The 21208-nt window shown below is 75.8% G+C and carries 26 protein-coding genes and 2 tRNA genes; 16 read left to right on the top strand and 12 right to left on the bottom strand.

Going from position 1 to position 21208, the window contains the following annotated elements:
* Positions 1-83 precede the first annotated feature (83 nt).
* Positions 84-695: an FMN-binding negative transcriptional regulator gene (locus KPL60_RS27840; RefSeq protein ID WP_226353875.1), complete on the bottom strand. Its 612-nt coding sequence runs from the start codon at positions 693-695 to the stop codon at positions 84-86.
* Positions 696-782: 87 nt separating this feature from the next.
* Entirely contained in the window at positions 783-1397 is a 615-nt protein-coding gene (locus KPL60_RS27835) for an N-acetyltransferase (RefSeq protein WP_226367661.1), read from the bottom strand.
* 436 nt (positions 1398-1833) lie between these two features.
* Between KPL60_RS27835 and KPL60_RS27830 the strand changes: the two genes are divergently transcribed.
* Positions 1834-2202 (top strand): hypothetical protein, encoded by a 369-nt coding sequence (locus tag KPL60_RS27830; RefSeq protein ID WP_226353873.1) that lies wholly within the window; start codon positions 1834-1836, stop codon positions 2200-2202.
* A gap of 148 nt (positions 2203-2350) precedes the next feature.
* Here the strand turns inward: KPL60_RS27830 and KPL60_RS27825 are convergent, their stop codons facing one another.
* Complete coding sequence (locus tag KPL60_RS27825; RefSeq protein ID WP_226367660.1) at positions 2351-3988, bottom strand: CocE/NonD family hydrolase; 1638 nt, start codon at positions 3986-3988, stop codon at positions 2351-2353.
* Positions 3989-4079: 91 nt separating this feature from the next.
* Here KPL60_RS27825 and KPL60_RS27820 point away from each other — a divergent pair, with 91 nt between their 5' ends.
* Both KPL60_RS27820 and KPL60_RS27815 read left to right on the top strand, forming a co-directional pair.
* Positions 4080-5246 (top strand): GNAT family N-acetyltransferase, encoded by a 1167-nt coding sequence (locus tag KPL60_RS27820; protein WP_226367659.1) that lies wholly within the window; start codon positions 4080-4082, stop codon positions 5244-5246.
* A 19-nt stretch (positions 5247-5265) separates the two neighbouring features.
* The gene (locus tag KPL60_RS27815; protein WP_226353901.1) at positions 5266-5475 is read left to right on the top strand and encodes a hypothetical protein; all 210 of its coding nucleotides are present in this window, start codon (positions 5266-5268) and stop codon (positions 5473-5475) included.
* An 84-nt stretch (positions 5476-5559) separates the two neighbouring features.
* Here the strand turns inward: KPL60_RS27815 and KPL60_RS27810 are convergent, their stop codons facing one another.
* Both KPL60_RS27810 and KPL60_RS27805 read right to left on the bottom strand, forming a co-directional pair.
* On the bottom strand, positions 5560-5823 hold the full coding sequence (locus tag KPL60_RS27810) for a hypothetical protein (protein WP_226353870.1): 264 nt from the start codon (positions 5821-5823) through the stop codon (positions 5560-5562).
* 95 nt (positions 5824-5918) lie between these two features.
* Entirely contained in the window at positions 5919-6905 is a 987-nt protein-coding gene (locus tag KPL60_RS27805) for a patatin-like phospholipase family protein (protein ID WP_226367658.1), read from the bottom strand.
* A gap of 191 nt (positions 6906-7096) precedes the next feature.
* On the opposite strand from KPL60_RS27805, the gene KPL60_RS27800 reads away from it, so the two are divergent.
* The 3 genes from KPL60_RS27800 to KPL60_RS27790 all read left to right on the top strand — a co-directional run bounded on the left by KPL60_RS27800 (position 7097) and on the right by KPL60_RS27790 (position 9756).
* Positions 7097-7897: a hypothetical protein gene (locus tag KPL60_RS27800; RefSeq protein ID WP_179761784.1), complete on the top strand. Its 801-nt coding sequence runs from the start codon at positions 7097-7099 to the stop codon at positions 7895-7897.
* A gap of 207 nt (positions 7898-8104) precedes the next feature.
* Positions 8105-9355: a serine hydrolase gene (locus KPL60_RS27795; RefSeq protein ID WP_226367657.1), complete on the top strand. Its 1251-nt coding sequence runs from the start codon at positions 8105-8107 to the stop codon at positions 9353-9355.
* The gene (locus KPL60_RS27790) at positions 9352-9756 is read left to right on the top strand and encodes a phage holin family protein (RefSeq protein ID WP_226367656.1); all 405 of its coding nucleotides are present in this window, start codon (positions 9352-9354) and stop codon (positions 9754-9756) included. The genes KPL60_RS27795 and KPL60_RS27790 overlap by 4 nt, the downstream gene beginning before the upstream one ends.
* A 16-nt stretch (positions 9757-9772) precedes the next feature.
* Here the strand turns inward: KPL60_RS27790 and tenA are convergent, their stop codons facing one another.
* Positions 9773-10441, bottom strand: coding sequence for a thiaminase II (gene tenA / locus KPL60_RS27785; protein ID WP_226367655.1), 669 nt, complete (start codon positions 10439-10441; stop codon positions 9773-9775).
* A 211-nt stretch (positions 10442-10652) separates the two neighbouring features.
* Here tenA and KPL60_RS27780 point away from each other — a divergent pair, with 211 nt between their 5' ends.
* Positions 10653-10883 (top strand): hypothetical protein, encoded by a 231-nt coding sequence (locus KPL60_RS27780; RefSeq protein WP_224392286.1) that lies wholly within the window; start codon positions 10653-10655, stop codon positions 10881-10883.
* A 6-nt stretch (positions 10884-10889) separates the two neighbouring features.
* Here KPL60_RS27780 and KPL60_RS27775 read toward each other — a convergent pair whose 3' ends face one another.
* The 6 genes from KPL60_RS27775 to mrf all read right to left on the bottom strand — a co-directional run bounded on the left by KPL60_RS27775 (position 10890) and on the right by mrf (position 18690).
* Entirely contained in the window at positions 10890-11609 is a 720-nt protein-coding gene (locus KPL60_RS27775) for a hypothetical protein (protein WP_226367654.1), read from the bottom strand.
* 210 nt (positions 11610-11819) lie between these two features.
* Positions 11820-13520 (bottom strand): class I adenylate-forming enzyme family protein, encoded by a 1701-nt coding sequence (locus KPL60_RS27770; RefSeq protein ID WP_226367653.1) that lies wholly within the window; start codon positions 13518-13520, stop codon positions 11820-11822.
* Between the two features lie 183 nt (positions 13521-13703).
* On the bottom strand, positions 13704-16748 hold the full coding sequence (locus tag KPL60_RS27765; protein WP_226367652.1) for a LuxR family transcriptional regulator: 3045 nt from the start codon (positions 16746-16748) through the stop codon (positions 13704-13706).
* A gap of 70 nt (positions 16749-16818) precedes the next feature.
* On the bottom strand, positions 16819-17166 hold the full coding sequence (locus KPL60_RS27760) for a hypothetical protein (protein ID WP_226367651.1): 348 nt from the start codon (positions 17164-17166) through the stop codon (positions 16819-16821).
* 91 nt (positions 17167-17257) lie between these two features.
* Complete coding sequence (gene rpmF, locus KPL60_RS27755) at positions 17258-17437, bottom strand: 50S ribosomal protein L32 (RefSeq protein WP_073576503.1); 180 nt, start codon at positions 17435-17437, stop codon at positions 17258-17260.
* A complete protein-coding gene (gene mrf / locus KPL60_RS27750; RefSeq protein WP_226367650.1) occupies positions 17437-18690 on the bottom strand; it encodes a ribosome hibernation factor-recruiting GTPase MRF in 1254 nt (417 codons plus the stop codon). Before mrf ends, rpmF begins: the two co-directional genes overlap by 1 nt.
* 81 nt (positions 18691-18771) lie before the next feature.
* On the opposite strand from mrf, the gene rpmG (KPL60_RS27745) reads away from it, so the two are divergent.
* From rpmG (KPL60_RS27745) to KPL60_RS27705, 9 genes are all read left to right on the top strand, one after another.
* The gene (gene rpmG / locus KPL60_RS27745) at positions 18772-18939 is read left to right on the top strand and encodes a 50S ribosomal protein L33 (RefSeq protein ID WP_020623297.1); all 168 of its coding nucleotides are present in this window, start codon (positions 18772-18774) and stop codon (positions 18937-18939) included.
* Positions 18939-19181, top strand: coding sequence for a 30S ribosomal protein S18 (rpsR, locus tag KPL60_RS27740; protein WP_179761791.1), 243 nt, complete (start codon positions 18939-18941; stop codon positions 19179-19181). Before rpmG (KPL60_RS27745) ends, rpsR begins: the two co-directional genes overlap by 1 nt.
* 3 nt (positions 19182-19184) lie before the next feature.
* Entirely contained in the window at positions 19185-19421 is a 237-nt protein-coding gene (gene rpmB / locus KPL60_RS27735) for a 50S ribosomal protein L28 (RefSeq protein WP_179761792.1), read from the top strand.
* On the top strand, positions 19421-19726 hold the full coding sequence (rpsN, locus tag KPL60_RS27730; protein WP_073576499.1) for a 30S ribosomal protein S14: 306 nt from the start codon (positions 19421-19423) through the stop codon (positions 19724-19726). The genes rpmB and rpsN overlap by 1 nt, the downstream gene beginning before the upstream one ends.
* 126 nt (positions 19727-19852) lie before the next feature.
* Positions 19853-19925, top strand: a tRNA-Thr gene (locus KPL60_RS27725).
* A gap of 40 nt (positions 19926-19965) precedes the next feature.
* A tRNA-Met gene (locus KPL60_RS27720) sits at positions 19966-20041 on the top strand.
* A 42-nt stretch (positions 20042-20083) separates the two neighbouring features.
* A complete protein-coding gene (gene rpmG / locus KPL60_RS27715; RefSeq protein WP_020623293.1) occupies positions 20084-20251 on the top strand; it encodes a 50S ribosomal protein L33 in 168 nt (55 codons plus the stop codon).
* A gap of 26 nt (positions 20252-20277) precedes the next feature.
* Entirely contained in the window at positions 20278-20745 is a 468-nt protein-coding gene (locus KPL60_RS27710; RefSeq protein WP_226367649.1) for a MaoC family dehydratase N-terminal domain-containing protein, read from the top strand.
* On the top strand, positions 20742-21191 hold the full coding sequence (locus tag KPL60_RS27705; protein ID WP_139282878.1) for a MaoC family dehydratase: 450 nt from the start codon (positions 20742-20744) through the stop codon (positions 21189-21191). The genes KPL60_RS27710 and KPL60_RS27705 overlap by 4 nt, the downstream gene beginning before the upstream one ends.
* Positions 21192-21208: the final 17 nt, after the last annotated feature.

Genomic DNA, 21208 nt, shown 5'->3' with positions numbered 1-21208 from the left:
AGCGATGTTAGTCAGAACGTGCGATGAAAGAACACCGCGAACCCGTCGCGGCGGGCGGGCCCCGGTGTCCTGTCCGTCGTCCGTCACCGGCGGTGTGCCGCCACGGCCCGGGCTCCCGCGTGGTCCCCGGCGGCCTCGAGCCCGTCCACCACGCCGTCGACGTCGGCGGCCGGCCGGTTCTGGCTCAGCTTGAGCTTCGCCTCGATGCTCTCGATCCGCAGCTCGACGCCCACGATCGCGCGCAGCTGCCCCCGCACGAACGCCTCCGGGGCGTCGTCGACGCTCCAGGGCGCGGGCCGGCCGGCCTCGTGCAGATCGGTCAGGCGCCGCACGACGTCGTCGAGCCAGTCGACGTCGTCGTGGACGACCACGGTGCCGCGGACGTGGGCGGTCACGTAGTTCCAGGTGGGCACGACCCGGCCGTGCTCGGCCTTCGACGCGTACCAGGACGGGCTGACGTAGGAGTCCGGCCCGCGGACGATGACGAGCCCCTGCCTGCCGTCGGCGCGGGTCCAGTGGTCGTTGTTCCGGGCGAGGTGGCCGAGCAGCGCGCCGCGGTCGGGGTCGTGGACGAACGGCAGCAGCGTCGCGTCGAGTCCCTCCGGGCCAGCTGTCACCAGGTCCGCGGCGCCGGGGCGGGCGAGGAGCTGCCGGACGTCCTCGTCGGTGGGGGCGAAGTGGGCGGGGACGTACACGGCGGGTCCTCTCCTCCGGGCGCGGTCGGGCTCCCTGCAGGGTGCCCGGCGCAACGGCTTTCCCGGACGGCCGTTCCCGGGCCGTTCTCAGGGGCCACTCGTCGTCGCCGGCCGCAGCATCGACCAGGTGCTGGGCCCGCCGTGCGGCAGGTCGACCTCGGCGGTGACCCGGAAGCCGAGGCGGGTGTAGAGCCGCACGTTCGCCGCGAGCGAGGTCTCCAGGTGGGCCGGCCGTCCGTCGCGGTCCACCCGGTCCAGCCCGGCCGTGAGCACCGTCGTGCCGAGACCCTGTCCCTGCAGACCGGGGCGTACGGCGACGGTGGCCAGGAACCACGCCGGACCGGCGGGCCGGTGCGGGGCGAGGGCCGTGTCGGCGTCGGCGGCGGCACCGGCGCGGTCCCCGGCGAGCTCGGCCAGCCGCGGCGCGACGCGGGCGAACGCGTCGTCGAGACCGGTGGCCTCCGGCGGCATCCACACGGCGACGGCGTCGAGCCCGCTCCCGGCCGCGTCGACGACGTGCACCAGGCCGTGCGGGATGCCGACCTCGCGCAGCAGCAGCGCCTGGCTCGCGCCCAGGCGGCGCGGGTGCTCGTCCGCATCGATCGTGTGACGGGTGAACGGGTAGTCGAGGAACGCCGCGGTGAGCAGTTCCGCGGCCGCGGGGACGTCGGAGGTCGTGGCGGTCCGGGCGGTGCGTGTCATCGGCGTCGAAAGTAGACGGCGGCACGCCGTCGCTCGAGCCGGTTCCGGCCCACTCTTCCGGGGTGGATCCGTCCGTCGGAGGGTGCGATCCGGTGTCGCGAGACCCCCGAGGTCAATACGACAGGGTGACGCGCTGACACGGCCGTGCGGAGGGTGCATCACGGAGCGTGTTCCGAAAAAAGGGTACGCGTCCGTTCGGGTCCACTGTGGTGACGATCCGTCGCGGACGGCGTCCGGAAGCGACGTCCACACGGATTCCCGGCTGCCGGAAGAGAGCAATAACCTCGCGGTCAGTAATGCCCATCGTCCGATAGTGGTAGAAAATTCGTTGGATCGGGGATGGACCGGATAGCGTTCTGTGCATCGGCGGGGCTCCCGAACCCACGCCGAACACGCCGGTCCGACATCGGACCCCGTACACAACGGAGAAATAACTGTGCTGAAGAAGGCTGGAATCCTGACCGCCGGCGTCACCGCTGGTCTGCTCGCCATCTCCCCGCTCGCCTTCGCGGGTGACGGCGGCTGGGACAAGGGCCACCACGGGCACGGCCACGGCGGCGACCGCATCAACGCCGACCAGATCAACAACCTGGAGAAGGACCGCAACAGCGTCCAGTCCGGCCTGGTCAACGTGGGCGACATCAACGCCCTCAACAACGCCAATGTGCTCAGCTGCTCGCTGAACAGCGCCGACGTCGCCGCCAGCGTCCTCGGCATCCTGGGTGGCCAGGCCACCAACGGTGAGGACGCCCCGAGCTTCAGCGACTGCTCGCAGGGTGACAACCAGACCAACGTCCAGGACTGAGTGCACCTGCACCACCGGGCACGATGACGGGACCGTCTTCCCGTCATCCGTGACCCTGCACTTCCGGAGATCCCCCGCTCTTCCGACCGGAGCGGGGGATATCCGCATTTCCGGGGACGGCCGGAAAGGTGAACGGTGGACCCGGAATTCAGGGGTGGTGCGGCAACACCACGTGCGAGGGGTGCTCGGAATCGTGCAGGATCTCGTAGGAGATCCGTTCCCCGTCGACCGCGGTCGCCGTCCGCTCACCGGTTCCCGGGTTGCGGGCGAAGCGCGGGAACGCCGCGCCGGCGACCTGCACCCGGAGCCGGTGCCCGGCCCGCACGCGGTACCCGGTCGGGCTCAGCGTCATCCGGACGACCGTCGTGCCGTCCGGGGCGGTGGCCTCGCGGTCGGGCACCAGCCGGTGCATCGCGTCGGTGATGTTCATCGAGGTCCCGTCGGGGCCGACGTCGCACAGGCGTACGAACACGTCGCCGATCCCCGTCCCGGTCCGCACGTAGACCACGGCCGACACCGGACCGAGCAGGTCCAGGTCGGACTCCAGCGGCGGGCCGGTCCAGACGCGCACGTCGTCGCGGGCCTCGACGGCGCGGTTGTCCAGCTGCTTGGACGGTGGCTGGAGCATCGGGCCCCCGACCGTCGGTGTCGGGTCGGCGGGGTCGTAGACGAACCGTGACGGCGGGGGTGTCCCGGCCGGCCGGTCCGGGCCCAGCCCGCCGTCGGCGTCGAGGTACCACTCGGTCGGGCGGGCCTCCGGCGGCGGCCAGCACGGCAGGTCGGTCCAGCGGTCGGCGTGCTGCACGTACACCCGGACCGGCGCGCGCTCGTCGTGCTCGCCGCCGTGCAGGTGCACGCCCAGCCAGTGGACCATCTCGTGGGCGATGGTCGACAGCGAGCCGCGGTCGCCGTGGGTCCACGGGCCGATCGTGATCCGTGCCGTCGCCCCGCCGCGCTGCAGCGCGGTGAAGTCCACCAGCTGACGGTCCAGGAACAGGTCCCACCAGCCGGTCACCATGCAGACCGGCGGCATCGCGGCGGCGTCGAAACCGTCGTGCTCGGCGGGCGCCCAGAACTCGCGCGGCTGCTCGGCGTGCTCGACGAAGTCCCGCCAGAACACCACCGGCGCCCCGGTCAGCGCGACGTCCGCGGCCTGCAGCGGCTGGGAGGTCACCGCGCGGCGCTTGCGACGGCTGAACACCGGCGTCGCGAGGAAGCCGGTGACCGCGCCGATGCGCTCCTGGCGGCCGATCTGGTTCACCCAGGTCGCGAGGTTGAGCAGGCCGGGCGCGCCGCCCGGGTAGAAGGTGCTGGTGAACTCCGACGCGGTGATGTCGGCGTTCATCGAGCACAGACCCGGGTCGGCGTAGGGGGCGACCGCCCACTGGGTGTGCCCGACGTAGCTGGGGCCGACCATCGAGACGCGGCCGTCGCACCAGGTCTGCCCGCGCACCCAGGCGAGCGTGTCCAGACCGTCGGAGCTCTCGTGCAGGAACGGGCGGAACTGCCCGCCCGAGCCGAAGGTGCCCCGGGTGGACTGCACCAGCACCTGGAACCCGCGGCGCGCCAGCAGCGAACCGATGATCGACCCGAGGCCGTCGCGGCCGTAGGGGGTGCGCATCATCACCGTCGGACGCGGCCGGAGCGGGCCGGGGGCCCGGTAGAGGTCGGCGAGCAGGACGACACCGTCGGAGAGCGGGACCCGCAGGTCACGCTCGCGCACGTACGGCTCGTCGGCACCGAAGCCCAGCCTGCGGTCGACCAGTCGCTCCGTGAGCGCGGCCATGACACCTCCCCCTCGCCCGCCCCCTGCGGACAGGTCCGATCGTAGGAGAACCCGGTTGCCCCGACCGGGCGTGGCCGGTGACGGTGTCGCCGTGACCGTCCCTCCCGTACTCACCGACGGGGTCGTGACCCTGCGCGCGCACACCGGATCCGACGTCCCCGGGATGCTCGAGGTGTACCGCGATCCCGTCGTGCACCGCTGGACATCGCTCGACCCGACCTCCGGGGAAGGCCGGGCCCGGGAGTGGATCGACCTCGCCCGGCGTCGGTGGGCCACCGGCCGTCAGTACGTGTGGGCGGTGGAGGCCGCGTGCGACGGCCGCCCGCGCTACGCGGGCTCGATCGACCTGCGCCGCGACCCGCTGCCGTCGGCCGGCTACCTGCTCGCGCCGTGGGCGCGCGGACGGGGGTTCGCGAGCCGTGCGCTGCGGCTGGCCGCCGACTGGGGCTTCGACGTCGCCGGGTTCGCCGCGCTGCACTGGGACTGCCGTGCCGGGCACGTCGCGTCCTGGCGGGTGGCACACGCCTGCGGGTTCCGGTTCGAGGGTGTCCGCACCCGCGCGCTGCGGGCCGGTGACGACCTCGTCGACGCCTGGACCGCCGTGCTGCTGCCCGGCACACCCGTCGCCGACCGGCCCCCGGCGACGACGTGGTGGCCGCACCCGGTGCTCGACGGCGACGGCGTCCGGCTCCGCCCGCCCACCGGGGCCGACCTCGCCCGGCACGTCGAGGCGTGCAACGACCCCCTCGCCCGCTGGTGGAGCGCCACCCTCCCGGTGCCCTACACCGATGACGACGCCCGGCGCTGGCTGCGCGACCACCCGCTGGAGTGCTCCCTGGGCTCCGGCGTCGGCTGGGTGATCGCCGACCCGGACGACGACCGCTACCTCGGCACCGTCTCGGTGTTCGGCACCGACCGCCCCTACACCCCGACCGGTGGCGAGGTCGGCTACCGCGCCCACCCCGACGCCCGCGGCCGCGGCGCGGTGTCCGCCGCGGTCCGCCGGGTCGTGCGGCACGCGTTCACCCCGGTCGCCGACGGCGGCATGGGCCGGCACCGGCTGCAGCTCGGGGCGTCGGTGGACAACACCGCCAGCCGCCGGGTCGCCGAGCGCGCCGGGTTCCGGCTCTGGGGCCGCGCGCGGGCCGACGGCGTGCACGGCACGGAGAACGAGATCGTCGACGACGGCGTCTGGTACGACCTGCTCGCCACCGACCCGCTCCCGGCTCCCATCGGAACTGTCGGGGGTGCCCCGTAGCCTGCCCGCCGTGCGGATCATGCGGATGTCCTGTTGCGGTCTCGAGTGGGTGGGACCGGACCGGGCGCACTGCTGCCGCCGGTTCGGGGGCTGCGGGGCCGTCTTCGACGACGCGCAGCTGTGGGACACCCACCGCCCCCGTGGGGTGTGCGTGACCGACCCGCGCGAGCTCGGTCTCGTCGCCACGCGCAACGGGATCTGGCAGCGGGCGCTCGACGCGGCGGGCTGACCCGACGCACCGGGCGCTCGACGCGGCGGACCGGCTCGACGCGGCCGACCGGCTCGACACGGCGGGCCGGGGAGGGACCGGGGATCAGGGCGGCCCGCGGGTGATGCCGCGGAACACCGCCTCGTCCCGGCCGGGGTTGCGGACCCGGACCAGGTTCAGCCCGGTGAACCACAGCACCGACCCGGTACCGAAGGTCCGGCTCCCGCCCGCGGCGCAGCACAGCTCGATCTGCCCGGCGTCGACCACGACGACGGCGCCCCGCCACTCGTCCTCGACGTGCGGGCGGACCTCGCCGGGGGCGAGCACGACGGTGCGGGTCCGCGCCCGCGACGGCGCGTCGTCGCGCATGGGCCACCCCCCGGGTCCGGTGCGGGGCACGGTGCCCACACCAGCTCCGACCGCCCGGGCGCGCCGAAGTCATCGGCGCACGCGTGGGAGAGGGCTCAGGCCGCGGCGGCCGGGGCCGTCGCGGACAGCACCGTCTCGTAGCCGATCCGGGCCGCGGCGGCGACCCGCCCGGGGTCGGTGGACAGGCCGTGGACGCCGGCGGGGGAGTGCGGGCTCAGCGTCAGCAGGTGCGCCCCGGCCCGGTCCGGGTGCGCGGCGTCGGCGAGCAGCGGCAGGCACTCGCCGTGTCGGGCGGCGTCCTGCGCCATCCGGCCCAGGCCCGGTGCGAGCCGGTCCAGCGAGCGGGCCCACAGCGGGGTGCGGGCGTCCGGCGGGGTGCCGGTGAGGTCGTCGGCGGTGCGCGTGAGCAGGGCCAGGACGTGCGTGGCGCCGTCGCGCAGGGCCCGTGCCACCGGGAGCGGGTCGCCGACCGAGCCGTCGATGAAGTCCTCGGCGTCCTCGCCCGTGCCGACCCGTACCGGGGGGCCCGCCAGCAGCGGGATCGCCGCCGTCGCCCGCATCGCGGCCCTCCACGTGGCGCCGTCGGGCAGCGCGGTCAGCACCCGCGGGCGCAGGTCGGCCGCCCCGGTGACCACGACGTTCAGCGGGACCGGCGGGTCCACCAGCCGCGACCAGTCGGTGGGGAGGGAGTCGACGAGGATCCGGTCGAACAGGTGGTCCAGCGACACCATCGGGCGACGGGTGCCGAACCGGCGCGGGTCGATGAACTCGCGGCAGGCCATGTCCCGTACGAACACCCGGGACACCTCGGCTCCGTGCCCCATGACCAATGCCGTCCCGACGAAGGCCCCGGCCGAGCTGCCCCACACCTCGTCGACGCCGGCGGCGAGCCCGAGGTCGGACAGCGCGTGCACCATCCCGGCCGCGTAGGAGCCGCGCATCCCGCCCCCGCCGACGACCAGCGCGATCCGTGCCCCGTCGGCGTGCCGGCCGGGGCGGCGCCCGGTGTCGCGGCGGCGCTCGAGCAGGCGCAGGACCTCGGCGTCGCCGTGCGCGGCGGAGGTGAGGAGGGCGGGGGGCACGCCCCCATCATGGAGGTCCGCGCCGCCGCGGCGGCGACGCCCCGGTGTCCGGGGACCGCTCACGAGCCACCGACCGCGGGCCGTCCACCGCCCGGCGCCTCCCGGCTCGGGTACCTCGCCGCGCAACTAGTACGTTCGCGCGACCAGCGCCGACGCCCTCGCGGAGGCCCGCTGGAGGGGGGAAGGACACCGTGACGCAACGACGCCGTCCGCGGTTGCAGGCGCTCGAGGCGACGTCACTGCCCGCGGCACACGCCAGGGCCCGCGACGCCCGTCGCCGCCATCCGGTGGTCGGGGACCACGCCGCCGCCGTCGTCGCGGACGACCTCGACCTGGGCTCGGCGCCCGGGCGGGCCGACACGCTCTCCACGCTGCTGCGGGTCGCCGTCCTCGACGAGTGGGTGCGCGGGTTCGCACGGCGGCACCCGGGCGGGACCGTCGTCGAGCTGGGGCCGGGGCTGGGCGACCGCGCGGGACGGCTCGGCGACGACGGCCCGGCGCACTGGGTCGACGTCGAGCTGCCCGGGGTGGCCGAGCTGCGCCGCGAGCTGCTGGCGGGCCCGGCGCACCTGGTGGCCGGGTCCGCGCTCGACGAGGACTGGCTGGAGCTGGCCCGCGACCTGCCCGGCCCGCACCTGGTCGTCTCCGACCGGGTGCTGACGCTGCTGCCCGAGCAGGGCGTACAGCGGATCGTGTTCACCGCCGCGCGGATGCTCCCGGGCGCCGAGCTCGTCACCGACCTGCTGTCCCGGGGCGCGGCCGGTCGGCTCGCCGCGGGCCCGCTGCGCGAGCTGGAGGTCGACTGGACCTGCGAGGACCCGCGCGAGCTGGAGCCGTGGGGGCTGCGCCTGGCCGCCTCCTGCGACGCCGCGTCCCCACCCGCCGAGGTCGCGGCCCGGCTGCCGCGGGCGTCGCGGGCACTGGCGGCGGCGCTGCGGGCGACCGCGCTGCGCGGCGAGCGCCTGGCCCGCTACGAGATCGTGCCGGTCTGAGCCGGGCCGCTCCGGTCCGGCCGCGCCGTGGCCCGCCCGGGCTCCCCGTTCGGACCGGCCACGACGCGTGGGCGGGCACCGGCCCCCGCCGGCGTCCGCGTGCCCCGCGGGGCACTCCCGGTAGTACGAGCGGGCGCCCGCCGCGTGACGCGCCGGGCCGCAGGATCGTCAGAACTGTGGACGCGGCCCGCGGGTAGGGTCGTGATCGTGACCTCCCCGACCTTCGGCACGCTCGAGGCGGACCCGGCGGAGGTCGGCCTCGACCCCGCCCGGCTGGCCCGGATCGACAGCCACTTCCGCCGCTACGTCGACGACGGCCGCCTCGCCGGCGCGACGATCGCCGTCGCCCGGCACGACCGGCTCGCGCACCTGACCCACCTCGGCGTCCGCGACCTCGACTCCGCCGCCCCCGTGACCGACGACACGCTCTGGCGCATCTACTCGATGACCAAGCCGATCACCTCGGTCGCGGTCCTGATGCTCGCCGAGCGGGGCGCCCTGGAGCTCACCGACCCGGTGTCGCGCTACATCCCGGCGTTCGCCGAGCAGCGCGTCTACCGCGGCGGCTCGGCGCTCAACCCGGGGACCGACGCGGCCGTCGAGCCGATGCGGGTGCACCACCTGCTGACCCACACCGCGGGCCTGACCTACGGCTTCCACCACGCCCACCCCGTCGACGAGATGTACCGCTCCAAGGGCTTCGAGTTCGGCGCTCCGTCCGGGATGGACCTCGCGGCGGCGAGCGAGCACTTCGCGTCGTTCCCGCTGCTGTTCCAGCCGGGCACGGAGTGGAACTACTCGGTGGCCACCGACGTGCTCGGCCGGGTCGTCGAGGTCGCGTCCGGGCGCCGGCTCGACGAGTTCCTCCGCGAGGAGATCACCGGCCCGCTCGGGATGACCGACACCGCGTTCTGGGTGCCGGAGGGGTCCGCGCAGGCCGGCAGGCTCGCGACGCTCTACAACGCCCGCCCCGGCGGCGGTCTGGTCGAGAACAAGGCGCTCGCCCGGTCCGCGACCCGCGAGCCCACTTTCCTCTCCGGCGGCGGCGGACTGCTGTCCACCACCGGCGACTACCTGCGGTTCGCCCGGATGCTCGCCCGCGGCGGCGAGCTCGACGGCGCCCGCATCCTCGGCTCGCGCACCCTGGCCCGGGCCACCCGCAACCACCTCCCCGGCGGCGCCGACCTCGACACCGTCGGCCGGCCCATCTTCTCCGAGTCGGCGTTCGCCGGTGTCGGGTTCGGCCTCGGCTTCTCCGTCGTCGTCGACGGTGCGGCGACGAAGGGCTTCGCCAACGAGGGCACCTTCGCCTGGGGTGGGCTGGCCTCCACCGCGTTCTGGGTGGACCCCGTCGACGACCTGGTGGTCGTCTTCATGACCCAGCTCGTCCCCTCCAGCACCTACCCGATCCGATCCCAGCTCCAGACGCTGGTCCAGCAGGCGGTGACCGACCGATGACTCCACCGAGCCCCGTGCTCACCTTCACCATCCGCACGCTCGTCGTCGCCGCCTCGCTGTGGGTGGCGACGGTGCTGGTCGGCGGCATCCGACTGGAGAGCGCAGGCACCTCCACCTCGATCCTCACGCTGATCGGCGTGGCCCTGGTGTTCGGCCTGGTCAACGCCGTGGTCAAGCCGATCGTGGCGACGCTGGGCTGCCCGCTCTACATCCTCACGCTGGGCCTGTTCGCGCTCGTGGTGAACGCGCTCATGTTCCTGCTGACGGGCTGGCTGTCGTCGGTGCTGAACCTGCCGTTCACCGTCGACGGGTTCTGGGCGGCGTTCTGGGGCGCGATCGTCGTCGGGATCGTGTCGTTCTTCCTGCACCTGGTGATCCCGGACCGGTTCGACAACCGCTGAGGCGACCCGGCCGGGCTCAGACCGGCCAGGTCTCCCGGCGGTACGCGCCGTCCCAGAACATCCACTCGTAGCGCGAGGTCGTCGTGAAGTGCTCGCGCATGCGGGCGAGCTCCGCCGGCGACGCGGCGGCGCCGACCCGGTCGGTCGCGTCCAGCACGGCCTCGACGACGGCGTGGTACTCCTCGCCCGCGTACATGTCGATCCAGCGCTGGTAGACCGGGTCGGGGGAGCCGGCGCCGACCAGGTGCTCGCCGACCCGGCCGTAGATCCAGTAGCAGGGCAGCACCGCGGCGACGCCCTCGGCGTAGGACCCGCCGTAGGCGGCCGCGAGCAGGTAGCTGACGTAGGCGCGGGTGGCCGGGGCGACCGGCAGCTCGCGGGCCTGCTCCGAGGTGAGGCCGAGCGCGCCGAGCAGGTCGGCGTGCAGCTCCCGCTCGGCGGCGATCGCGCCGGCGGCGTGCTCGGCGAACATGAGGGTGTCGTCGTCGGTCGGGGCCTTCGCCGCGCACACGGCGAGCGCCGTGGCGTAGCCGCGCAGGTAGTGCGCGTCCTGGACGATGTAGTGCCGGAACGTCTCGTGCGGCAGCGAGCCGTCGGTCAGCCCGGTGACGAACGGGTGGGCGAGGATCGCCCCGTACAGGGTGTCGACGTCGGACCAGAGCAGGTCCCGGGTGCGGTCGGCCATGCGGCCACGGTATCCACCGGGGCCCGGCCGGTCGTGTGATCGACCGCGCAACGCCGGTGTGACCGGCGGGGAACACCCCGGTGACACGGCGCCTGAGATCCTGCGCACGTCGTCTGGTGCTCCGGCGTGGGGGTGTCACCATGGAACGCAGGCGAGCCACTCAGTGTGGAGGACGCGCCACGTCCAGTCCCCCTGACGTGGAGGTGAGGGTATGACCGACCCGCAACCCATGGATCACCACGAGAAGATGCGGATCCGTGCGGCCGCGTTCCGCGCGACCCGGATCTACCCCGGCCCGGTCGGCGAGCTGATCTCGCGCGAGCTGCTCGGCTGGGAGGACTTCGGGTACCGCCTCGGCGGGAACCGGATGGTCCTGGACCTGGTCGACCACGTCATGAAGGCGGTGCCGCCGGACCGGGCGGCGCGCTCCGACGCGGCCTGACCCCGCTCAGCGCAGGGTCGTCACGGCGACCTCGGCGGCCGCTCCGCTCGGCGGGGTGCCGTCGGCGAGCCCGGCCAGCGCGGCGGACAGGACCAGCATGGCCGCGATCGTGGTGATGCTGCCGACCCGGCCCAGGACGTCCAGGGTGCGTGCGACGGCCGACGGCCCGCCGGTGCGCCCGGCGCCGTCCCGGCCCGCGCCGACGGCGTGCGGCCGCGGCTGCGCGGAGTCCGGCCGGACCCCGTGGGGGACCGTGCCGGTGGGCGCCGGGGTGCCGGTGGTGCGTCGCCGCGCCCCGGCGGCGGCCGCGGGCTGCGCGACACCGGCCGGGCCCGCCTGGGCCGGGACGGCGACGGGACCCCGCGCCGGGGTGTCGCCGAGCGGCCGGGCAGTGGTGCCGGTGCGGCGGGGCGCCGGGACGGAGCCCCCGGCCGGACGCGGTGCGGGGACGGCGGGGTGCTGCGGCGCCGGACCCGGACGGCCCGCCGACGAACCCGGCGACGCCGGCCGCGGTGCGGGGATGCCCGGTGCCTGCGGCGAGGTCGACCGCGGACGCTCCCGGCGCGGCGCCGGCAGGTCGACGTGGTCCTCGCGACGGCGGTGCCGCCCCTCGACCCGGTCCGCACGCCCGGTCCCACCGGCCCGCGGTGCGGGGACCGACGGGGTGGCGGGGACGGCGCCCAGGGGGCGGCGCGGGCTGGGGATGTGGACGGCGGGCGCGGACATGACGATCACCACGATCTCGGGGGAGTCGATACGGGGTTCTTCGGGATCCGGTGCGCGCCGCCGGCTCCTGCTTCCACCCGTCTGTCGTGTCGTACGACCAGCCTGTTATCCGGTCATCCCCTACGCCAACCGTCGGAGTGACTACTCCACCCATCGGACGTACCGGCCCACCCGCGCAGCGCCCGTTCCCTCACGCAGGGTGGCTGTCCGTCACTCCTTCGCCACGTCCGGGGACAGGGCCGGCAGCTGCTCGCGGAGGTCCCGCTTGAGCACCTTCCCCGCCGCCGAGACCGGGATCGCCCCGACCAGATGCACCTCCCGCAGCCGCTGGTAGGGCAGCAGGCGCTCGTTCAGCCCGTCGACGGCGGCGCGGACCGCGGCCCCGTCGGCGCCGGGCGCGGTGGTCAGGAACGCGACCGGGTGCTCGCCGTCGACCCCCACCGGGCGCCCGACGACGGCCGCACCGGTCACGCCCGGCAGCGCCAGCAGCCGCTCCTCCAGGTCGCGCGGGTACACGTTGTAGCCCTTGTGGAGCAGCATGTCCTTGAGCCGGTCCACGATGCGCAGGTAGCCGTCGCCGTCGAGGACGCCGACGTCGCCGGTGTGCAGCCACCCGTCGCCGTCGAAAGCGGCCGCGGTCTCGGCCGGGCGCCGGTGGTAGCCGCCGGTGACCTGCGGCCCGCGGATCCACACCTCGCCCTCGGCGCCGGCGTCGAGCTCCTCGCCGTCCGGTCCCGAGATGCGGATCTCGGTGCCCGCGATCGGCTGCCCGACGGTGCCCGGGCGCCGGTCCGCGGACCGGGCGGCGGGGCCGAGGGTGGCGGCCATCGTGACCTCGGTCAGGCCGTAGCCCTCGGAGATGACCAGGTCCTCGCCGAACCAGTCGCGCAGCGCCCGGATGATCTCGACCGGCAGCGGTGCCGCGCCCGAGGTCAGCGACCGCACCGAGGACAGGTCCCCGGCGGCCTCGCGGTGGGCGAGCAGCGCCGCGTACACCGGCGGCGCGCCGGACAGCGAGGTGACGGCGAACCGGGTGGCGTCGGCCAGGTAGGCGCGCGGGTCGAAGCGGGCGTGCACGATCGTCGTCGTCCCGGTGAGCAGCGGGACGTTGAGCCCGCCGATCGTGCCCATCGCGTGGAACCAGGGGGCGATCCCGATCGCCCGCCCCGTGCCGAGCGGGGTCGGGAACTCCGACGCCGGGCCGGGGTCGGCCAGGACGACGCCGGGCCCGTGCGCGGTGGCGGTCACGTCCGGCCGGGCGCCGGTGCCCCAGCAGGCGGCCTGCAGCGCGTTGGTGAGCACGTGCCGGTGGGTGACCCGCACACCCTTGGACCGGCCGGTGGTGCCACCGGTGTAGGCCAGGTGGGCGAGGTCGCGGTCCGGGTCCACCTCCAGGTCGGTGCCCGGCGGTGTGACCGGCCTGCCGTCGAGGTGCGCGGAGAGCCCGGTCACCTCCGGGGGCAGCTGTTCCGGGTCGCCGTGGGCACCGGTGACGAGCACGCGCTTCAGCGACGTCGCCGGCCGCGCGGCGAGCACCGCGGGCAGCGCCGCCTCCCAGCTGACGACGACGGCCGCCCCCGCGTCGGCGAGCTGCGCGCCCAGGTCCTCCGGGGCGAGCAGCGGGTTCGCCGGGGTGACGGTCGCCCCGGCCAGCAGCGTCCCCCAGTAGCCGATCGCGTACTGCGGGCAGTTCGGCAGGTGCAGCGCGACGACGTCGCCGCGGCCGACCCCGTCGGCGTGCAGCGCGTGCGCGAACGCCGAGGCGCGGGCCAGCAGCCCGCGGAAGGAGACCTCGTGCCCGGCCTGGTGCAGGACCGTCGCGTCGCCGAACCGGTCGGCCGCGCCGCGGAGCGTCGCGGAGGCGGGCAGGGCGGGCACGTCGAGGGCCGGGGCGGGCGAGCGGGCGATCATGCGGTCACCCCCGCCCCGCTACCGGTCCGGGACGGCGGGACGACCCCGTGGACGACCATGCGACCTCCATCGGTCTGCCGGTGACGTGCGGCACGACCGACCCTAGGCACGGCGGGTGGCACACGTCACGGCCCGCACGGGCCCGGTCCGGTCCGGAGGGGACAGACCGGCGGGGCCCGGACCTCAGTCGCGGGGGGTGAGCAGACCCCGGGAGTGCGCGAGGGCGACCGCCTCGGCGCGGCCGGAGGCGCCGAGCTTCGCCATCGCCCGGGACAGGTGCACGCTCACGGTCTTCTCGGAGATGAACAGCCGCTCGCCGACGGCCCGGTTGGTCAGCCCGTGCGCGACCAGCTCCAGCACCGCGTGCTCGCGCGGGGTGAGCGGGGAACCGCCGTCACCGGACGGCGGTGCGGGCCGGGGACCGCCGTCGCCGGCCCGCAGCCGCAGCGCGGCGACGGCCTCGGCGAGCGGGCGCGCCCCGAGCCGGTCGGCCCCGGTCGCGGCGACGGCCAGGTCCTCGGCGGCGGCGCGGCGGTCGGCCTCGCCGTCGGTGCCGGGGCCACCGCGGTGCGCCCGTCCGAGCAGGGCCTCGGCCCGCCGCCACCGGGCCTCCGCGGCGCGGTAGCCGTCGCCGTACCCGGCGAAGGTCTCCACGACGGCGTCCCAGACCTGCGGTGCCGCCCCGCCGTGGGCCCGGGCGGCCTCGGCGCGGGCCCGGGCCAGCCACGCCCGGCCCTCCGGCCCGACCGCGGTCCCGCGGGGCAGGCCGCGCTCGGCGGTGCGCGCGGCCTCGTCGGCGAGGACGGCCGCCGCCCCGGCGTGCGCCTGCGCCCCCGCCGGGTCGCCCGCGGTGCGGGCGGCCTCCGCGAGATCGGCACGGGCCGCCGCGCCCAGTGCGCACAGCGCCAGCTCGCCGAGGTGGTGCGGGTACTCCGCCCGCAGCACCCCGAGCGCGGTGGCGACCCGGTCCACGGCCAGGGCCGGGTCGCCGCGCCAGCGCGCCGACTCGGCCCCGACGACGCCCTGCAGCAGCGCGGCCTGGTCGTGCACCGGTGGCTCGGTGGCCAGCGCGGAGAGCAGCTCCTCGGCGCCGTCGAGGTCGCCGCGGGCCACGCCGACCAGCGCCCCCGCCACCGCCAGCAGGCCGGTGACGCGCAGCGGCAGCGTGGGGTCGACGTCCGCGGCGGTCCGGACGGCGGCGTCCCACTCCCCGCGCTGGACGTCGACGCGGACCTGCGCGATCCGGAACTCCAGGCCGTACCCGCCCCAGACCAGGCCGTACGCGGCGGCCCGGCGGGCCCCCTCGGCGAGCTCGTCCGCGGCGGCGTCGAGCAGGCCGTCCTCGATGAACGACACCCCGCGGTTCCACACCGTCCGCAGCTCGACGACCCGGTTCCCGGACGCGGCGGCCAGCGAGGCCGCCCCGGCGAGCCGGTCCCGGGCCGCCTGCGGGTCCCCCTCCATCCGGGCGCAGAAGGCCAGGGTGATGAGGGCGTCCGCGCAGACCGCGCTGAGGTCGCGGTACGCGGCCGACCCCTCCGCGGGCGGCGCGGTGTCGTGGACGGCACGGGCCACCGCCAGCGACGCGCGGGCGTGCGACCAGGCGGGCTCGGCGTGGTCGGCGCTGAGGTGTGTCCGCGCGAGCACGGCGTGCGCCCAGGCCAGCTCCGTGCCGGGTGGGCCTCCGGCCTGCAGCTCGACGGCCTCGGTGGCCGCGGCCACCGCCGCGTCCAGCCGGGCCCCGCTGTCGAGCAGCCGCATCGCGTAGTGCCGGCGCGCCACGGCCCTGGCGTGCGGATCCTCGCCGAGGTCGGCGACCCGGACCGCACGGGCCCCGAGGGCGATGCCCCGTTCCGGGTCGCCCGAGGCGCTCGCCGCCCAGGCCGCCTCCCGGGTCAGCGCGCTCTCGGTGACACCGGTGAGCCGCTCGGGGTCCTCGACGGCCGACCACAGCTCCAGTGCCCGCTCGGCGTGGGCCAGCATCTCGGCCGGGCCGTGCCGCCGGTGGGCCTCCTCGGCGGCGCGCACCGACGCGGCGAGCGCCCGCGGCAGGTCGTGGGCGGCCAGCGCGTGCCGGGCGAGCGCGGCGGCCACCCCGGGGGCGTCGTCCCGGCGGGCGAGCAGCGCGGTGAGCCGCGCGTGCAGCCGTACCCGCTCGCCCGGGAGCAGGTCGTCGTGCACGGCCTCGCGGAGCAGGGCGTGCCGGAAGGCGTAGGACTCCGCACCGGGCGCCGGGTCCGGGACGAGCAGGTGGTGCGACACCGCCTCCCGCAGCCCCGCCTCCAGCTCGGCCGCGGACAGCTCGGACGCGTCGCGCAGCAGGTCGTGGGGGATGCTCCGCTCGGCCAGCGAGGCCACCCGCAGCACCTCGCGCGCCGGTCCGCCGAGCCGGTCGAGCCGGGTGAGCAGCACGTCGGCCAGGCCGCCCGGCAGACCGTCGGACCCCGCCGCGACCAGCTCCTCGGCGTAGAAGGCGTTGCCCTCGCTGCGGGCGGCGATCCGGCGCAGGGTGGCCTCGTCGACACCCCCGGTGGCCGCCCGGGCCCGGACCAGGGCCAGCACGGCGTCGGGCGTGAGCGGGCCGAGCTCGACCCGGCGGACGGCGGGCAGCCGGACGAGCTCGGCCAGCGACGCGCGCAGCGGGTGCCTGCGGTGCAGGTCGTCGGAGCGGTAGGTGCCCAGCACCAGCAGCCGCTGCGAGCCCAGCCGGGCGAGCAGGAACGCGAGCAGCTCGCGGGTGGAGCGGTCCGCCCAGTGCAGGTCCTCCAGCACGACCAGCAGCGGCGCCGCCGCGGCCGCGTCGCGCACGGCACCGGCCACCGCGTCTAACACCTGCAGGCGCCCGGAGTCCCCGTCGCCCGCCGCGGGACGGGGTGCCTCCGCCGCGCCGGGCAGCAGCCCGTGGAGCACCGGCCGCAGCGCGGTGCCCGCCCGGGCCAGCGCGTCGAGCACCTCGGAGAAGGGCAGGTAGGGGAGTGCGGCGCCGCCCGCGTCGAGACACCGCCCGACGACGACCTGCGCGCCCGCCCCCGCGGCGGCCCGGCCGAGTGCGGTGGCGAGCCGGGACTTGCCGATCCCCGCCTCCCCGGCGAGCAGCACGGCGCGGGCCCGACCGGCCCGGGCCGCGTCGAGGTCGCGGAGCAGGCCGGCGAGCTCGTCCGCGCGGCCCACCAGATCGTCCGGGTCCGGGCCGGTCGCGCCGCCCCCGTGGGTCCCTCCCGCCGTCATGGAGCGCATCGTGGCACGGGACACCGACACTCCCGGGGCCGCGACGGCGGTACCCGCCCGTCGGCGCGGCTCAGGCACGCGGCCCGGCCAGGACCCGCCCGCCCGGTGCCACCGGGTCCCGCCCGGTCCGTACCGGGGGGACCGGGCCGCGGGGCGCCGACGGGTGCCGCGCGGCCCGGGGCGGGTGGGGTGTCCGGTCCGGTGCCGGTCCGGCGACGGCGGTCCCGCGGGGGACCGGCGGCCGGGCGGCGGTGAGCCGGGCACGCAGCCGCAGCCACAGCCGTCCCACCGCCGACGGGCCGGCCGCGCCGCGCAGCAGCCGCTCCGTGCGGTACCGGTCCGCCTCCTCCCGCAGCCGGGCCTGCCGCTGCTCGGCGAGGGCGACGAGATGGTCCATCGGGATGTGTGTCATCAGCATGGTGACGACACTGCGGCTGAGGGGGCCGCCCGGGCATCGGGCGATCACGCCGTCCCGCGGGCCGCCCGGGGCCCGCGGGTAAGGGGTGCCCTCAGCCCCGTCCGGCGGGCGGGGGCAGCAGGCCCCGGCGGTAGGCCGGGACGAGGGCGCGCGGCACCAGGTGACGGCGTCCCTCCAGGGTGAGCGGCACCAGGTCGGGTGTGGTCGCCTTCCACTGCGACCGGCGGTGCCGGGTGTTCGATCGCGACGTCCGTCGCTTGGGAACGGCCATCAGAGGTCTCCTTCTCGGTCGGAACGTACGGTGGGGTCGTCCAGGGCGGCGGGCCCCACGGGCTCGGACTCGGCGCAGGGCTCGTCGTGGGCCCAGCCGAACGGGTCGGGCAGGGCGGCCCAGGCGTCCTCGCCCGCGGCTATCTCGGCGTCGGTGAGCAGCGCGGAGCGCAGGGCGGCGTCGATCTCGTCGGGGTCGGCGTCGTGGCAGATCGCGACGATGTCCTGGGCGCGGTCGCCCCAGCGCGGGTGCCAGGCCAGGGCGGCCAGCGCCCGGCGCTGGTCGCCGGCCTCGGTCCAGGCCTGCTCGTCGGCGCCGGCCAGCCAGTCGCCGGCGTGGCCGATCCGCATGCCGCCGCCCGCGCTCTCCACCCACAGCACCGCGTCGGGACGGGTGGCGAGCCAGACCCGGCCGCGGGCCCGCACGACGCCGTCGAGCAGGCTGTCGATCGCGTCGTGCAGCCGGTCCGGGTGGAACGGGCGTCGGGCGGAGAACAGCAGGGTGCGGACGCCGCTGTCGGCCTCCAGCGGGGGTGTCCCGCGCAGCAGCGGGTCGTGCACCCCGCCCGGGACACCGCGGCGGGACGCGGGGTCGAGCCCGTCGCAGAAGACCCGGTGGTCGGCCCGCCCGGCGAGCAGCCGGGGTGCGGTCGGGCACAGCCGGTCCAGGACGGCGGCGGTCCGGTCCGCGCCCCTGGGCCCGACCGCGCGGGTCAGCACCAGGACGTCGGCGAACTCGGCCTGCCCGACGGCGAGCCGGGCGACGGTCCGCTCGTCGTCGGGCAGCGTGGACAGCCCGCGCTCGGGCAGGGTCGCGTCCCCGGTGGCGTCGTCCAGCCAGTGGTCCGGGTCGAGCACGGCCACCACCCCGCGCAGGTCGACGAGGTCGGTCGCGGTGCAGGCCTCGCCGCCACCCGGCGGCTCGAACACCACCGCCCCCAGCGCCCAGCACACCGGCTCCGGCTCCAGGCGCGGGTCCAGGTGCAGCACCACCCGGTCCACCGTCCCGGCCAGCGCGGCCAGGGTCGGCAGCACGTCCTCGCGGATGGTGCAGCTCACACAGCCGTGGGCGAGCTCCAGCACGGTGCGCTCGTCGCGGCCCGCGTCCCGCAGCCGCCGGTGCACCACACCGCGGCCGAGGTCACGCAGGTCGTGGTGGAGCACGACGACACCCGGGTCCAGCTCGCGCATCCGCGTGATCGTCCGCTCCACTCCGTCGGGCTCGGTCCCGCACAGGACCACCAGCTCGGTCATGTCTTCCTCCCGGAGTCGGACGTGGTCGCGGTCCGGTGTAGCGTAAACGAAAACGATTCCCATGTTGAGAGGAGGGGCGCGATGGCCAAGTCGACCGACGTCCGGCCGATCGTGAAGCTGCGCTCGACGGCGGGGACGGGCACGACCTACGTGACCCGCAAGAACCGCCGCAACGACCCGGACCGCCTGGTCCTGCGCAAGTACGACCCGAAGGTGCGCAGGCACGTCGAGTTCAAGGAGGAGCGCTGATGCCCGCACGTCCCAAGCCGGTGCGCGCGCCGCGACGCAAGGCCAACCCGTTGAAGCAGCGGGGGATCGAGCACGTGGACTGGAAGGACGCCGCGCTGCTGCGCACGTTCATCTCCGACCGCGGCAAGATCCGCGCCCGCCGGGTGACCGGACTCACCGGCCAGCAGCAGCGGCAGGTGGCCACCGCGATCCGCAACGCGCGGGAGATGGCCCTGCTGCCCTACCCGCACGCGGGACGGTGAGCGATGGCGAAGCGCTGTGACCTGACCGGCCGCGAGCCGGGCTTCGGCAAGTCGGTCTCGCACTCCCACCGGCGCACCAGCCGGCGCTGGGACCCCAACGTGCAGACCCGCCGCTACTGGCTGGCCGAGGAGAACCGCTGGGTGCGGCTCACGCTCTCGGTGAAGGGGATCAGGACGGTGGACCGGATCGGCGTCTCCGCCGCGGTGGCGAAGATCCGGGCGAACGGGGTGAAGGTCTGATGGCCACGACCGGGCAGATCGCGAAGAACGAGCGGCGCAAGGAGATCGTCGCCCGCTACGCCGAGCGGCGGGCCGAGCTCAAGGCGCTCATCGCCCGCCCGTCGACGCCGGAGCCGGAGCGGGCCGCCGCGGTCGCCGAGCTGCGCCGCCAGCCACGCGACGCCAGCGCGACCCGGGTCCGCAACCGCGACTCGGTCGACGGGCGTCCCCGCGGGCACCTCCGCAAGTTCGGGGTGTCCCGGGTCCGGCTGCGCGAGCTCGCACACGACGGCGCACTGCCGGGTGTCCGCAAGTCGAGCTGGTGACCAACAGCGGTTGACCTGCAGGAACCGGGTTCCGGGACCCCCCGTTCGGGGGCCCGGGACCCCGGTGTAAAGTTCTTCCCGTCGGTGAGAGCGAGGCCCTCGGGCCCGCGTGACACCGGTGCTGCCGCCCCCTTAGCTCAGTCGGCAGAGCGTCTCCATGGTAAGGAGAAGGTCTACGGTTCGATTCCGTAAGGGGGCTCTACAAGGGGCCTCGCCGCATGCGGCGGGGCTTCTTGCATGACGGTGTAGCTCAGTTGGTAGAGCAAGCGGCTCATAATCGCTGTGTCGCCGGTTCAAGTCCGGCCATCGTCACCACGTTGGCGCATCATTCACGAGACATGCTGGGAGGCACCCGCGATGGCCAAGGCCACGGACGTGCGGCCGAAGATCACTCTGGCCTGCGAGGAGTGCAAGCACCGCAACTACATCACCAAGAAGAACCGGCGGAACGACCCCGACCGGCTCGAGATCAAGAAGTTCTGCCCGAACTGCGGCACCCACCGGGCGCACCGCGAGACCCGCTGAGTGCGTAGCGACTCCCGGAGCTGACGGTGGTCGACCAGTCCTGGGTCGGGCACAGCTCGGACCCGGTCGGGCCGTACCAGGTCGGTCGCGAGAAGATCCGCGAGTTCGCCGTCGCCATCGGTGACGGCGATCCGCTCTTCCGTGACGTGGACGCGGCACGTGCCGCGGGCCATGCGGACCTGGTGGCCCCGCCGACGTTCCCGACCTGCTTCACGATGCCGGTCATCGAGGGCTTCCTCCGGGAGCCCGCCTTCGGGTGGGACTACACCCGCATGGTCCACGGGGACCAGCGGATCACGTTCCGCAGGCCGGTCGTCGCCGGCGACGAGCTCACCACGGTGCTGCACGTCGACGAGCTGCGCACCCGGGCCGGCAACCACATGCTGACGCTGCGCTGCGAGGTCACCGACGCGGTGGGCGAGCCGGTGGCGACCACGCACTCGATGCTGGTCAGCCCCGCCGGTGAGGACGCGGGCGGCGAGGGGGACGCGTGAGTGCACCGCTGACCCCGCAGACCGCCGCCGCCTGCGCCAAGGGCGACGCGCTGCCGTCGCTGACCGTGCAGGTCACCCGCGCCGACCTGGTGCGCTACGCCGGTGCCTCCGGCGACCTCAACCCGATCCACTGGAGCGACCGCGTCGCCGCGGTCGCCGGGCTGCCCGGTGTGATCGCGCACGGGATGCTCTCGATGGCCCTCGCCGGCCGCGTGCTGACCGCGTGGACCGGGGACCCGGCCGCGATCCGCAGCTACGGCACCCGCTTCACACGGCCCGTCGTCGTCCCGGACGACGACGCCGGCGCCACCGTCGAGCTCTCCGGCACCGTCGCCGAGGTGCGCGAGGAGGGCGGGGAGCGGATCGCCGTCGTCGATCTCAAGGCGGCCTTCGAGGGGAAGACGGTGCTCGGCCGCGCCCGCGCCGAGGTCGTCCTCCCGGGGTGAGGCGACCCGGGGTACGG

This window comes from Pseudonocardia sp. ICBG162 (assembly GCF_020496225.1).
Classification (GTDB): domain Bacteria; phylum Actinomycetota; class Actinomycetes; order Mycobacteriales; family Pseudonocardiaceae; genus Pseudonocardia; species Pseudonocardia alni.
The sequence above is the reverse complement of the archived record's forward strand: the minus strand, read 5'-3'. Positions and strand labels throughout refer to the sequence as shown.

What these genes read in the sequence shown, in the direction of transcription:
- KPL60_RS27835 (WP_226367661.1), bottom strand. Translation starts at nt 1,397, where the DNA reads ATGACACGCACCGCCCGGACCGCCACGACCTCCGACGTCCCCGCGGCC.
- KPL60_RS27825 (WP_226367660.1), bottom strand. Translation starts at nt 3,988, where the DNA reads ATGGCCGCGCTCACGGAGCGACTGGTCGACCGCAGGCTGGGCTTCGGT.
- KPL60_RS27815 (WP_226353901.1), top strand. Translation starts at nt 5,266, where the DNA reads ATGCGGATGTCCTGTTGCGGTCTCGAGTGGGTGGGACCGGACCGGGCG.
- KPL60_RS27810 (WP_226353870.1), bottom strand. Translation starts at nt 5,823, where the DNA reads ATGCGCGACGACGCGCCGTCGCGGGCGCGGACCCGCACCGTCGTGCTC.
- KPL60_RS27790 (WP_226367656.1), top strand. Translation starts at nt 9,352, where the DNA reads ATGACTCCACCGAGCCCCGTGCTCACCTTCACCATCCGCACGCTCGTC.
- tenA (WP_226367655.1), bottom strand. Translation starts at nt 10,441, where the DNA reads ATGGCCGACCGCACCCGGGACCTGCTCTGGTCCGACGTCGACACCCTG.
- KPL60_RS27780 (WP_224392286.1), top strand. Translation starts at nt 10,653, where the DNA reads ATGACCGACCCGCAACCCATGGATCACCACGAGAAGATGCGGATCCGT.
- KPL60_RS27775 (WP_226367654.1), bottom strand. Translation starts at nt 11,609, where the DNA reads ATGTCCGCGCCCGCCGTCCACATCCCCAGCCCGCGCCGCCCCCTGGGC.
- KPL60_RS27770 (WP_226367653.1), bottom strand. Translation starts at nt 13,520, where the DNA reads ATGATCGCCCGCTCGCCCGCCCCGGCCCTCGACGTGCCCGCCCTGCCC.
- KPL60_RS27765 (WP_226367652.1), bottom strand. Translation starts at nt 16,748, where the DNA reads ATGACGGCGGGAGGGACCCACGGGGGCGGCGCGACCGGCCCGGACCCG.
- KPL60_RS27760 (WP_226367651.1), bottom strand. Translation starts at nt 17,166, where the DNA reads ATGCTGATGACACACATCCCGATGGACCATCTCGTCGCCCTCGCCGAG.
- rpmF (WP_073576503.1), bottom strand. Translation starts at nt 17,437, where the DNA reads ATGGCCGTTCCCAAGCGACGGACGTCGCGATCGAACACCCGGCACCGC.
- mrf (WP_226367650.1), bottom strand. Translation starts at nt 18,690, where the DNA reads ATGACCGAGCTGGTGGTCCTGTGCGGGACCGAGCCCGACGGAGTGGAG.
- rpmG (WP_020623297.1), top strand. Translation starts at nt 18,772, where the DNA reads ATGGCCAAGTCGACCGACGTCCGGCCGATCGTGAAGCTGCGCTCGACG.
- rpsR (WP_179761791.1), top strand. Translation starts at nt 18,939, where the DNA reads ATGCCCGCACGTCCCAAGCCGGTGCGCGCGCCGCGACGCAAGGCCAAC.
- rpmB (WP_179761792.1), top strand. Translation starts at nt 19,185, where the DNA reads ATGGCGAAGCGCTGTGACCTGACCGGCCGCGAGCCGGGCTTCGGCAAG.
- rpsN (WP_073576499.1), top strand. Translation starts at nt 19,421, where the DNA reads ATGGCCACGACCGGGCAGATCGCGAAGAACGAGCGGCGCAAGGAGATC.
- rpmG (WP_020623293.1), top strand. Translation starts at nt 20,084, where the DNA reads ATGGCCAAGGCCACGGACGTGCGGCCGAAGATCACTCTGGCCTGCGAG.